The organism is Mycobacterium sp. ENV421, from assembly GCF_002887815.1.
Lineage (GTDB): Bacteria > Actinomycetota > Actinomycetes > Mycobacteriales > Mycobacteriaceae > Mycobacterium.
The window spans coordinates 39,579-51,041 of the sequence record NZ_PDHO01000025.1 but is presented as its reverse complement, the minus strand read 5'-3'; the positions used below and the strand labels follow the sequence as shown (position 1 = coordinate 51,041).

Here is an 11,463-nt window from a genome sequence, read left to right as displayed (position 1 = left end):
CGCACTCGAACTCCGTAAGTTGGCTTACACCATGCCCGCTGGGCACGAGGATCGCCTGATCCACCTCAGCGAGCGCATGGCGAGTCGTGCGCGGCAATCACCGAGAGTCGACGCGCACGCGATCTGATCAGCCCTGCGCCTCGACGGCGACCGGCTGCCACTGCTCCCAGTTGGCGATCCGGCTTTCGTAGTCGGCCTTCGCGGTCTGCAGCGGTGACTCCCCGAAGAACACCCGCAGCGGGGGAGTCGGCGCGTCCACGACTTTGAGAATTGCCGACGCCGACGCCGTGGGGTTGCCGGGCGCAGACCAGCGCTGCTTGCGGGCCTCGTCGACCTGCCGGTGCAGTTCGGCGTAGTCGGGAAGTTCGGCCGACCGCCTCGAGGACGAGCCGGACCAGTCGGTGTCGAAGCCGCCCGGCTCGATCAGCGTGACGTGAATCCCGAACGGGGCGACCTCCTGGGCCAGCGCCTGCGAGAACCCTTCGAGTGCCCACTTCGAGGCGTGGTAGATGCCCACGAGCGGGAACGCGGTGATGCCGCCGATCGACGACACCTGGATGATGTGGCCGCTGCCCTGGGCGCGCAGATACGGCAGCGCGGCCTGGGTGATCCACAGTGCGCCGAAGACGTTGGTTTCGAGTTGGTCGCGTGCATCGCTCTCGGACAGTTCCTCGATGAAACCGAAGTGCCCGTAGCCGGCGTTGTTGACCACGATGTCCAGCCGCCCGAAGTGGTCGTGCGCGTGCGTGACGGCGGCGAAGTCGGCGTCCCGGTCGGTGACGTCGAGCTGGATCGGCAGGATCGCGTCGCCATACCGGTCGACCAGGTCGGACAGGGTGTCGGTGTTGCGCGCCGTGGCAGCGACCTTGTCGCCGCGGTCCAGGGCGGCGATCGCCCACTCCCGGCCGAAGCCGCGCGATGTCCCGGTGATGAACCACACTTTTTCGCTCATGCGTCTAGCCAACGCATCGACAGGCTCAGCATTCCCGCTCGGGTAGCGTCGGCACCGTGAGCCGCGCGACGCTGGACAAGGATCCCCGCGATGTGGCGTCGATGTTCGACGCTGTCGCGCGGCGGTATGACATCACCAACACTGTGCTGTCGCTGGGGCAGGACCGCGCCTGGCGGCGGGCGACCCGGTCGGCGCTGGGCATCGGACCCGGTGACCGGGTGCTGGACCTCGCGGCGGGGACCGCGGTGTCGACGGTTGAGCTGGCCCGCTCGGGCGCGTGGTGTGTGGCCGCGGACTTCTCGGTCGGCATGCTGCGGGCCGGCGCCGCACGGCCGGTGCCGAAGGTGGCGGCCGACGCGACCAAGCTGCCGTTCGGAGACGCGGTGTTCGACGCGGTGACGATCAGCTTCGGGTTGCGCAATGTCGTCGACCACCCGGCGGGCCTGCGCGAGATGGCGCGGGTGACCCGCCCCGGCGGCCGGCTGGTGGTGTGCGAGTTCTCCACCCCCGTCGTGCCGGTGTTCTCGACCGTCTACAAGGAGTACCTGATGCAGGCGCTGCCGCGGGTGGCCCGCGCGGTGTCGAGCAACCCGGACGCCTACGTCTATCTGGCCGAGTCCATCCGGGCATGGCCCGATCAGGCGGCGCTGGCCGGGCAGATTCGCGATGCCGGCTGGTCGGGTGTGCGGTGGCGCAACCTGACCGGCGGGATCGTCGCGCTGCACTACGCCGTCAAGGCCTAGCCTCCGCTAGCGGCCGGCGTCTTCGAGCACCTGATAGCCGGCGTTGTAGCCGGGGATGAACGTGATGCCCGGTCCGCCGTGGCAGCCCGCGCCGCCCAGGTAGAGGCCCTCGATCGGGATCGGCTCGTCGATGAACCCCTTGGGTCCCGGCCGGTTGACACCCATCAGCTCGGGCTGCAGCAGCCCGTGGCAGAAGTCGCCGTTGGGCGCGGCGAACATGGTGTTCATGTGATAGGGCGCGAACGTGATGTCGCGGATCAGGATGTCTTTGAAGTTCGGTGCGTAGCGGGTGATCTTGTCGACAACCCGTTCCGCCATAACGGTTTTCAGTTGACCGTGCTGATCGCGCGGCGCCTCGATCGGGAAGCCGTAGGCGTACACGCTGGCCGCGTGCTTGCCCTCGGGTGCCATCTCGGGATCGCCGACCGTGGGCATCTGGATCGACAGCGCGGGGTTGTCCGGCACGTCGCCGCCCCGGGCCATCTCCCACTGGCGCTGCTGCTCTTCCGGTGAACCGAACATGCCGACCGACATCTGCATGCCGGGCTCGTTGAGGAAGTCGTAGGGCGCGGCGTACTGGGGCAGCCCGTCCAGGGCGAAGTGGATCTGCATGAAGGACGCCCGGTGATCGCGACCGCCCAGCCTGGTCACCAGCGATGACGGAAGATGGTCGACACCAACAAGATCCAGCAGCGTGGTCTCCGGGGCAAGGTTGGACACCACGATCGGTGCATTGATCACTTCGCCGTCTTTGAGGCGCACCCCGGTGACCTTGCCGTCCTCGACGAGGATCTGTTCGACCTTGGTGCGGTAGCGCATCTCCCCGGCCGCGTCGACGAACAGGTCCCGCAGATGCTCGGCGAGCACGCCGATTCCGCCTTTGAGTTTGGTGGTCATCTGGCCGCCCTCCGGGGGCATCGCCATCGCGAACGCCAAACATGTTGCGCTGCCCGGGGTGTACGGGCCGCGGTAGGTGGAGTTGACCGCCAGGAACGCCAGCATGCCGCGGATCACGGAGTGCTTTTCTTTGTCGGGCAGGAATCGGTCGACGACGTCCATCGCCGAGCCGAACAGCATCTCGTGGATGGCACGCCGCTCGTTTTCGTCTGCGGCACAGGCATACATCTCGTCGATGGTCTTCGGCGGCGCCAGCGCGTCGAAGCGGCCCAGCGCCTTACCCGGACCGCTGCTCCAGGCGTACAGGTTCGCCATGGCCATCACGGCGTCCATGCCGTGCTTCTCGTTGAGATGGGTCATCATCGCCATCGGGTCGCTGTGGAAGACCATTGCTTCCTCGCCGTTTTCCCCGAGGTTGACCGACATGATCTCTGACTCGATGGTCGGCAATGTGTCCAGGCCCAGCTCGCTGTTGATCTTCTGCGCGGTGGGAAAGCGCACGGATCCGGCGATCTCGTATTTGAAGCCGTCGATCAACTCGACGGTGGCGGACATGCCGCCGCTATAGGTGTTGGCCTCCAGGCAGAGCGTGCGCAAGCCGGCTCGCTGCAGCACCACCGCGGCGGTCAGACCGTTGTGTCCGGCCCCCACGATGATCGCGTCGTAGTCACTCATGCGGTGGAGCTTAGCGCCGATTTGGGCAAGTTTTGTCAAATTTGTCATTACCAATGTCGTCCGCTCACGGGCAGACACCATCACCGATGTGTGGTCGGATGGCTGCGGAGGTTGCTGACATGCCGACTGTCCTCGTGACCGGGTTCGGTCCCTACGGCTCGACGCCCCGCAATCCGGCCCAGCTGACCGCCGAGGCCCTCGACGGGACGGTCATCGCCGGGGCGACGGTGGTCTCGCGCATTGTGCCGAACACATACTTCGAGTCCATCGCTGAGGCAGTGCGAGCGGTCGACGATGTGCAACCCGGGTTGGTGGTCATGCTCGGCGAATACGGCGGGCGCGCCATGATCACCGTGGAAAGACTGGCGCAGAATCTCAACGACTGCGCGCGCTACGGGCTGGCCGACAACGCCGGGATGGTGCTCGACGGCGAACCGACGGTGCCCGGTGGCCCGATCGCGTATCACGCCACGCTCCCGATCAAGGCCATGGTGATGGCCATGCGAGCCGCCGGCATTCCGGCCGACATCTCCGATGCGGCAGGCACGTTCGTCTGCAACCACTTGATGTACGGAATGCTGCACCACATCGCCCATCACGACCTGCCGATCCGTGCGGGATGGATCCACCTGCCGCATCTGCCCGAAGTGGCCGCTCTGGGCCGCAACCTCGGGGCCCCGAGCATGTCGGTGGAGACCGCGGTGACGGGCGTCGCGGCGGGAATCGAGGCGGCCCTGAGGCACGCCGTCGATACCGACGAGCCGGTCGAGTCCAGGCTTTTGATCTAGGTCCAGGTTTACGGCCCCGGGGTCACGACGCCGGATGGGTCCGCGTCGACCAACCACGCGTTCGCGCAGTCGAGCGGGTGCAGCTTCCGCTCAGCTGAACGGCTTGCGCCGGTCCAGGATTCGCGATCCCATCCCCGCGACGCGCCAGGCCCGCGCCACCAGGTCGGCGTCCTCGTCGGTGACCAGGTTGCCCATCACCCGCACCGCGACGCCCATCAGCCGCGACGAACGCATCGCGACCGGCCCGGTCAGTGGCAGGAAGCGCGGCAGCGTCAGCAGCAACCCCAGCCGACGGGCCACCGAGAAGCCGCGCCCGTAGTGCGCCTGCAGCATCGCGGGCCACGCCTGCGACAGGTCGCCGGAGCCCAGCATCTCGGCAGCCAGCCGCCCGGTTTCCAGGCCGTAGTCGATGCCCTCGCCGTTGAGCGGGTTCACGCACGCCGCGGCATCGCCGATCAGCACCCAGTTGGGTCCGGCCACACGGGAGACCGCCCCACCCATCGGAAGCAGTGCCGAGGACACCGCTCGCGGCGGACCCTCGAATCCCCACGACGCCCGCTTGAGGTCGGTGTAGTGCTTGATCAGTGGCCGCAACGCCACGTCGGCGGGCCGCTTAGCCGTGGCCAGCGCGCCGACGCCGATGTTCACCTCGCCATTGCCCAGCGGGAAGATCCAGCCGTAGCCGGGCAGCACCTGCCCGTCGACGGAACGCAACTCCAGATCCGAGGAGATCCACGGCTCCGAGGACCGCGGCGACGCGAGGTATCCGCGCGCCGCCACCCCGTACACCGTCTCCTGGTGCCACTGCCTGCCGAGCACCCGGCCGAACGGGGAGCGTGCGCCGTCGGCCACGATCACCCACCGGCACGACACCCGCGATCCGTCGGCCAGCACCACAGCGTCCACGTGGCCACGCGAATCACGAGATACGTCAACGGCTTTCACGCCCAGCAGCATGGCCGCGCCGGCATCCTCGGCGACCTTGCGGATCCGGTCGTCGAGTTCGGTGCGCGGCACCGCCGACCCGCCGGACGGAAACGACGGCCCCGGCCACTTGACCTCGACGTCGGCGCCGAACCCGGACAGCCGCAGCCCGTGATGACGGATGTGGCCGTCGAGCCAGTCGCCGAGCCCGAGCCGCTGCAGCTCGAGCACCGCGCGCGGGGTCAATCCGTCGCCGCAGGGCTTGTCGCGGGGGAACTCGGCGGCATCGACGACGAGCACGTCGTGACCGCGCCGGGCAGCCCAGGCGGCCGCCGCCGAGCCGGCCGGTCCCGCCCCGACGACCACCAGGTCTGCCCGCAAGTCCATGCCCCCAGTATGTTGGCAGGGTGAGTACTCCGGCCACGGTGGTAGCAGGGGTGGACTTTGGTGATCCGGCTTTCGCCAAGAACGTCCGCGACGGGGTAGGTCGTGTCGAAGAGCTCATGAGCACCGAACTGCGTGGCGGTGACGAGCTGATGACTGAAGCCGTCGTGCACCTGTTCGAGGCCGGCGGCAAGCGCTTCCGGCCGCTGTTCACGGTGTTGTCCGCGCAGATCGGCCCGGAGCCAGACGCTTGGCAGGTCACGGTGGCGGGCGCGGTGATCGAGCTGGTGCACCTGGCCACGCTGTATCACGACGACGTCATGGACGAGGCGCAGATGCGGCGCGGGGCGCCCAGCGCCAACGCCCGCTGGGGCAACAACATCGCGATCCTGGCCGGCGACTACCTGTTCGCGACGGCGTCGCGGCTGGTGAGCCGGTTGGGCCCGGACGCGGTCCGGATCATCGCCGAGACGTTCGCTCAGTTGGTCACCGGTCAGATGCGCGAAACCAAGGGCAACACCAACGGGGTGGACCCGGTCGACCACTACCTCAAGGTGATCTACGAGAAGACCGCCTGCCTGATCGCGGCGTCGGGTCGATTCGGGGCCACGTTCGCCGGCGCCAACGACGACCAGATCGAGCGGCTCGGCCGGCTCGGCGGGATCGTGGGCACCGCGTTCCAGATCTCCGACGACATCATCGACATCGACAGCGATCCCGATGAGTCGGGAAAGACACCGGGCACCGACCTCCGTGAAGGCGTGCACACGCTGCCCGTGCTGTACGCGCTGCAAGAGACCGGTCCGGACGCCGAGCGGCTGCGTGAGCTGGTGAAGGGCCCGATCGAGGACGACGACGCCCTGGCCGAGGCGCTTGCACTGCTGCGCGCCGGGGACGGCATCGCCAAGGCCAAGGCCACCGTGCAGCGCTACGCCGAGCAGGCCGGCGACGAGCTGGCCGGTTTGCCCGACGGACCGGGCCGTCGCGCACTGGCGTCACTGATGGACTACACGATCAACCGACACGGCTGACGGCGTCGCGGAACCTCACGGTCGGTTCGAGGCGTTAACCTCCCGGAGACTGCGTTTGCTCGTAGGAGGAATTGATGACTTGGCATCCGACCGCCAACACGTTCAAGACGTTCGCGCTGCTTGTTGGCATGTCGGCGCTGATCGTCTTCCTCGGTTCGCTGTTCGGGCGCAATGTGATGTTCCTCGCTCTGGTTTTCGCGATCGGCATGAACGTCTACGTGTACTTCAACTCCGACAAGCTGGCGCTGCGCGCCATGCACGCCCAGCCGTTCACCGAGGTGCAGGCTCCGCAGATCTACTCGATGGTCCGCGAGCTGGCCACCACGGCGCACCAGCCGATGCCGCGGCTCTACATCAGCGACACGGCCAACCCGAACGCGTTCGCTACCGGCCGCAACCCGCGCAACGCGGCGGTGTGCGTCACCACCGGCATCCTCAACCTGCTCAGCGAGCGTGAACTGCGCGCGGTGCTGGGCCACGAACTGTCGCACGTCTACAACCGCGACATCCTGATCTCGTGTGTGGCCGGTGCGCTCGCTTCGGTGATCACCGCGCTGGCCAACATCGCCTTGTTCGCCGGGATGTTCAGCGGCAACAACCGCGAAGGCGGCCCCAATCCCTTTGCGCTGTTACTGGTCTCGCTGCTCGGTCCGATCGCTGCCACGCTGATCCGGATGGCCGTGTCCCGCTCGCGTGAGTACCAGGCCGACGAGTCCGGGGCTGAACTGTCCGGCGATCCGCTGGCGCTGGCGTCGGCCTTGCGCAAGATCAGCGGCGGGGTGGAGAACGCGCCGCTGCCTCCCGAGCCGCAGCTGGCCGACCAGGCGCACCTGATGATCGCCAGCCCGTTCCGCTCCAGTGAGAAGATCGGCAAGATGTTCTCCACCCATCCGCCGATCTCCGACCGGATCGCGCGGCTCGAGAAGATGGCCGGCCACTAGCTGCTCGACGCGGCGGTAACGAATCGCGACCGCGCGACCGAAGGACCAGGTGAGTCCGCAAACTGCGCCGTCGGTGGCGCTTACGTAGGGTGTGATGATGCTGAGCAGAATCCTGATCGGCCTGGTGAGCGTCGCGGGGGCGGCGGCGATCGGTACGCCGGGCGTGGCCGCGGCGGATCCCGAGCCGGCGCCCGCCCCGGTCCTTCCGAACGTCAACGCCTACACCCCGGTGAGCCCGGTGCCGTACACGGCGATGGGCGGCAACTGGTACGCCTTCGCCGGCCCGCCCGGGGTGGTGTGCGTGCTCGACAAGCAGAACTCCAGTTACGGCTGCAGCGGGGCGCTGCCCGGTGCGCCCAATGGGGCGAACCTCGTCAGCGCCGGGCCGTCCGGCGAGCCCGGCTTTTCCAGCAGCGGCGCGTCGCTCTACGCGGCGGCCGGTGATGTGAAGCCGTTGCCGCCGAATACCCGGCTGAGCTTCCGCGACATCAGCTGCGGCGTCGACGGCGGCGGCGTGGTGGCGTGCGTGAACAACCACGACCAGGTCGGCTTCGTCGTCGGTCCGGGGGCGACGTTCACGTCGGGACCGAGCCCGATGCTGGATCGGCCGAAGAACTCGAACCCGCTGTTCCCGTCGTTCCCGGGCTGAGCCGCGCTAGAAGTGTGAGTCGTTGACTTCGTGGCCGGGCTTCTCGGCCATCAGGCCGCGGTAGGCCTGTTCGACGTTGGCGCCGTGGTTGACGACGGCATCGACCTCGCGCGCGATCGGCATGTTCAGGCCGTACTTCTCGGCGAACTCCATGATCACGCTGGCGGCTTTGACGCCCTCGGCGACCTGGTTCATCGAGGCGATGATCTCCTCGATGGACTTGCCGGAGCCCAGTTGTTCGCCGACGTGGCGGTTGCGGCTGCGCTGCGAGGTGCAGGTGACGATGAGGTCGCCCATGCCGGCCAGGCCGGCGAACGTGTCGCGGTGCCCGCCGATGGCTTCGCCGAGGCGCGACATCTCCCGCACGGCGCGAGCCATCACCAGTGCCCGGGTGTTCTCGCCGATGCCCAGCGAATACCCCATGCCGACGGCGATGGCGTAGACGTTCTTCAGCGCGCCGGCGATCTCGACTCCGACGACGTCGTCGGTGGTGTAGACGCGGAACCGCTTGGTGCGGAACATCTTCGCGAGGTTGGCGGCCAGGTGCTGGTCGGGCATGGCCAGCACGGCGGCGGCCGCATAGCCGTCGGCGACTTCACGCGCGATGTTGGGACCGGCGAGGATGCCGGCCGGGTGACCGGGCAGAACTTCGTCGATGATCTGGCTCATCCGCATGTTGGTGCCCTGCTCTAGGCCCTTCACCAAGCTGACAACGGGAACCCACGGGCGCAGCTCCTTGCTCAGCTCGGCCAGCACGCCGCGGAAGCCGTGTGACGGCACGCCCATCACGACGACGTCCGCGCACTCGGCGGCTTCGCTGAAATCAGTGGTGGCCCGCAGGGTTTCCGAGAGTTCGACCTCGTCGCCCAGGTAGCGCGAGTTGCGATGGTTCTCGTTGATGTCCTTGGCGGTCTCCTCCGAGCGCACCCATTGCAGCGTCGGCCCCCGGCGGGAGCAGATGGATGCGACGGTGGTACCCCAGGATCCGCCGCCGAGCACGACGACTTTGGGTTCGCGGCGTTGAGAAGTCATGGTGGTCAGCGTATTGCGAATACCCGGTTGTTCATGGGGAGTTCGGGCAATCGGGATGCGCGGTTGGGGCAGGGGTGGTGGGTGTCTTCTTCAGAACGCGATATCACCGGTGATATCGCGTTCTGGAAAAGTGCACCTACCCCCGCCCGCAGCTGAGCTACCCGGCCGCTCGCGCCGGGGACGCCACCCGCCCGAACGTCATGTCCTCATCGATTTTGTCGATGAAGTGGTGGTCGAAGGCGTCGGCGAGATAGTTCTGCCGGACCACCCACGGCCGCTTGAGACCCGACTTCGGCAGTGCGTGCAGGTTGCGCAACACGTAACCGGCCTGGATGTCCCACGCGGGCTTCTCGGCGATGGGTTCGCCACCCAGGTGCGGGAAGGCGTGGGTGTAGCCGTGTGAGTTCATGTATTCGATCAGCTTGGCGGCCGCGCGGGCGGTCATGTCGGCGCGCAGCGTCCACGAGGCGTTGGTGTAGCCGATGCACCAGATCAGGTTCGGCACGTCCTCCAGCATGTGTGCCTTGTAGGAGAACCGCTCCTGGGGCTTGATCTCATTGCCGTCCAGCGTGATTCGCACACCGCCGAGGGCCTGAAGTTGCAGGCCGGTCGCGGTGACGATGATGTCGGCCGCCAGGTGTTTACCCGACGTGAGCGTGACGCCGGTGTCGTCGAAGCGGTCGATGTGGTCGGTGACGACTTCGGCGCGGCCGTCGGAGATCACCTCGAACAAGTCGCCGTCGGCGACCAGGCACAGACGCTGATCCCAGACGTTGTAGCGCGGCTTGAAGTGCACGTCGACGGGGTATCCCGCAGGCAGTCGGCTGACGTTCTGGGCCCGGATGATCTTGCGGGCCACACCGGGTACGGTGCGGGCCAAGAACCACACGACGCTTTCGAAGGCGACTGCGAAGTAGCGGGCGAACGCGTGAGAAATCTTGCGGGGAACGACTTTCCGGACGGCTTCGATGAGCGGGTTGACCCGGGAGCCGGCCAGCAGGTAGGTCGGCGAGCGCTGCAGCATCGTCACTTTGGCTGCTTTCTGGGCAAGTGCCGGAATCAGTGAGACGGCGGTGGCCCCGCTGCCGATGACGATCACGTTCTTGCCGGTGTAGTCGAGATCCGCCGGCCAGAATTGCGGGTGCACGACGGTGCCTGCGAACGTCTCGAGGCCCGGGAAGTCGGGGGTGTAGCCCTCGTCGTAGTTGTAGTAGCCCGAGCCGAAGAACACGAAGCGCCCGCGGTAGGTGGTGCGTTCGCCGTTCTCGACCGCGTGCACGGTCCAGGTGTCGGTGGCCGAATCCCAGTCGGCCGACTGCACGTAGGTTCCGAAATGGATGTTGGGCAAGATGCCGTGCTTGCGCGCGGTGTCTTCCATGTATTCGCGGATGTGGTCGCCGTCGGCGACTCCTTCTTTGCGGACCCACGGTTCCCACGGCCAGGACAGCGAGAAGATGCTGGAGTCCGAGCGCACACCGGGGTAGCGGAACAGGTCCCAGGTGCCGCCGATGCGCTCGCGGCGTTCCAGCACGACGTAGCGCGTGCCGGGGTTGCGCTCGGCGATGCGGTAGGCCGCGCCGATCCCGGAGAACCCGGCGCCGATGATCACGACGTCGTACGAGCCGCCGTCGGTCTCAGCGGGTACGGGGGCAGTCTCTGGGGTGGCGGTCATCGCGGTCCTCGCTTCGCGTGGGTGGTGATGCTCACCACACTAGGCACTGACCGGTTGGTTGAGCGAGGGCCCTTGGTCTACCGGTAGTTGACGAACTGCAGCGCTACGTCGAGGTCGGCACCTTTGAGCAGGGCGATGACGGCCTGCAGGTCGTCACGCTTCTTGGAGCTGACCCGGATCTCGTCACCCTGGACCTGCGACTTCACCCCTTTGGGGCCCTCGTCGCGAATGAGCTTGTTGATCTTCTTGGCGTGCTCTTGGTCGATGCCCTGCTTCAGGGTGCCGCTGACCCTGTAGGTCTTTCCGCTGGCCTGCGGCTCGCCGGCGTCGAAGGCCTTCATGGAGATGTCGCGGCGGATCAGCTTTTCCTTGAAAACGTCGACGGCGGCCTTTACCCGCTCCTCGGTGGAGCTGACGAGTTCGATGACCTCGTCGCCCTTCCACGCGATCGTGGTGTCGGTGCCGCGGAAGTCGAACCGGGTGCTGAGCTCTTTGGCCGCCTGGTTCAGCGCGTTGTCGACCTCTTGGCGGTCGACCTTGCTCACGATGTCGAACGATGAATCCGCCATTGGACCCGTCCCTTCGGTTGATCGGCCGGTTTGTATTTGAGGTACATGATCGTTGTACCCTGCTAGTCGCACCAAACCGGATCCCCGGCGCGGCGCACCCAGGCAGGTTGCCCGAGCGGCCAATGGGAGCGGACTGTAAATCCGTCGGCGAAAGCCTACACAGGTTCGAATCCTGTACCTGCCACGCTGGTCAGGCCCCCTCGTTG

The 11,463-nt window shown here is 67.1% G+C and carries 11 protein-coding genes and 1 tRNA gene; 6 read left to right on the top strand and 6 right to left on the bottom strand.

The genetic code is table 11. The features are described from left to right. Positions 1-127: 127 nt before the first annotated feature. Complete coding sequence (locus CRM90_RS23045) at positions 128-952, bottom strand: SDR family oxidoreductase (protein WP_102809256.1); 825 nt, start codon at positions 950-952, stop codon at positions 128-130. 56 nt (positions 953-1,008) lie between these two features. On the opposite strand from CRM90_RS23045, the gene CRM90_RS23040 reads away from it, so the two are divergent. After that, complete coding sequence (locus tag CRM90_RS23040) at positions 1,009-1,695, top strand: demethylmenaquinone methyltransferase (protein WP_102809255.1); 687 nt, start codon at positions 1,009-1,011, stop codon at positions 1,693-1,695. Between the two features lie 6 nt (positions 1,696-1,701). Here the strand turns inward: CRM90_RS23040 and CRM90_RS23035 are convergent, their stop codons facing one another. Continuing rightward, a complete protein-coding gene (locus tag CRM90_RS23035) occupies positions 1,702-3,267 on the bottom strand; it encodes a phytoene desaturase family protein (protein WP_102809254.1) in 1,566 nt (521 codons plus the stop codon). Positions 3,268-3,386: 119 nt separating this feature from the next. On the opposite strand from CRM90_RS23035, the gene pcp reads away from it, so the two are divergent. After that, entirely contained in the window at positions 3,387-4,055 is a 669-nt protein-coding gene (gene pcp, locus CRM90_RS23030; protein ID WP_102809280.1) for a pyroglutamyl-peptidase I, read from the top strand. Positions 4,056-4,145: 90 nt separating this feature from the next. Here pcp and menJ read toward each other — a convergent pair whose 3' ends face one another. Then, positions 4,146-5,366: a menaquinone reductase MenJ gene (gene menJ, locus CRM90_RS23025; RefSeq protein WP_102809253.1), complete on the bottom strand. Its 1,221-nt coding sequence runs from the start codon at positions 5,364-5,366 to the stop codon at positions 4,146-4,148. Positions 5,367-5,386: 20 nt separating this feature from the next. Here menJ and grcC1 point away from each other — a divergent pair, with 20 nt between their 5' ends. The 3 genes from grcC1 to CRM90_RS23010 all read left to right on the top strand — a co-directional run bounded on the left by grcC1 (position 5,387) and on the right by CRM90_RS23010 (position 7,984). Then, positions 5,387-6,394, top strand: coding sequence for a nonaprenyl/(2E,6E)-farnesyl/geranylgeranyl diphosphat synthase (gene grcC1 / locus CRM90_RS23020; RefSeq protein WP_199190013.1), 1,008 nt, complete (start codon positions 5,387-5,389; stop codon positions 6,392-6,394). A 74-nt stretch (positions 6,395-6,468) separates the two neighbouring features. Further along, on the top strand, positions 6,469-7,335 hold the full coding sequence (htpX, locus tag CRM90_RS23015; RefSeq protein ID WP_102809251.1) for a zinc metalloprotease HtpX: 867 nt from the start codon (positions 6,469-6,471) through the stop codon (positions 7,333-7,335). A gap of 97 nt (positions 7,336-7,432) precedes the next feature. Beyond that, a complete protein-coding gene (locus tag CRM90_RS23010; RefSeq protein ID WP_102809279.1) occupies positions 7,433-7,984 on the top strand; it encodes a hypothetical protein in 552 nt (183 codons plus the stop codon). Positions 7,985-7,990: 6 nt separating this feature from the next. Here the strand turns inward: CRM90_RS23010 and CRM90_RS23005 are convergent, their stop codons facing one another. From CRM90_RS23005 to CRM90_RS22995, 3 genes are all read right to left on the bottom strand, one after another. Next, positions 7,991-9,016, bottom strand: a complete 1,026-nt coding sequence (locus CRM90_RS23005; protein WP_102809250.1) for an NAD(P)H-dependent glycerol-3-phosphate dehydrogenase — start codon at positions 9,014-9,016, stop codon at positions 7,991-7,993. A gap of 157 nt (positions 9,017-9,173) precedes the next feature. Next, positions 9,174-10,688: a flavin-containing monooxygenase gene (locus CRM90_RS23000; protein WP_102809249.1), complete on the bottom strand. Its 1,515-nt coding sequence runs from the start codon at positions 10,686-10,688 to the stop codon at positions 9,174-9,176. A 77-nt stretch (positions 10,689-10,765) separates the two neighbouring features. Continuing rightward, entirely contained in the window at positions 10,766-11,257 is a 492-nt protein-coding gene (locus CRM90_RS22995) for a YajQ family cyclic di-GMP-binding protein (RefSeq protein WP_102809248.1), read from the bottom strand. 101 nt (positions 11,258-11,358) lie between these two features. On the opposite strand from CRM90_RS22995, the gene CRM90_RS22990 reads away from it, so the two are divergent. Further along, positions 11,359-11,441 (top strand) — tRNA-Tyr (locus CRM90_RS22990). The last annotated feature ends 22 nt before the right edge of the window (positions 11,442-11,463 follow it).

Coding starts and splice junctions, on each gene's coding strand:
- menJ (WP_102809253.1), bottom strand. CDS start 5,366: ATGGACTTGCGGGCAGACCTGGTGGTCGTCGGGGCGGGACCGGCCGGC.
- CRM90_RS23010 (WP_102809279.1), top strand. CDS start 7,433: ATGCTGAGCAGAATCCTGATCGGCCTGGTGAGCGTCGCGGGGGCGGCG.
- CRM90_RS23000 (WP_102809249.1), bottom strand. CDS start 10,688: ATGACCGCCACCCCAGAGACTGCCCCCGTACCCGCTGAGACCGACGGC.
- CRM90_RS23005 (WP_102809250.1), bottom strand. CDS start 9,016: ATGACTTCTCAACGCCGCGAACCCAAAGTCGTCGTGCTCGGCGGCGGA.
- htpX (WP_102809251.1), top strand. CDS start 6,469: ATGACTTGGCATCCGACCGCCAACACGTTCAAGACGTTCGCGCTGCTT.
- CRM90_RS23045 (WP_102809256.1), bottom strand. CDS start 952: ATGAGCGAAAAAGTGTGGTTCATCACCGGGACATCGCGCGGCTTCGGC.
- CRM90_RS22995 (WP_102809248.1), bottom strand. CDS start 11,257: ATGGCGGATTCATCGTTCGACATCGTGAGCAAGGTCGACCGCCAAGAG.
- pcp (WP_102809280.1), top strand. CDS start 3,387: ATGCCGACTGTCCTCGTGACCGGGTTCGGTCCCTACGGCTCGACGCCC.
- CRM90_RS23035 (WP_102809254.1), bottom strand. CDS start 3,267: ATGAGTGACTACGACGCGATCATCGTGGGGGCCGGACACAACGGTCTG.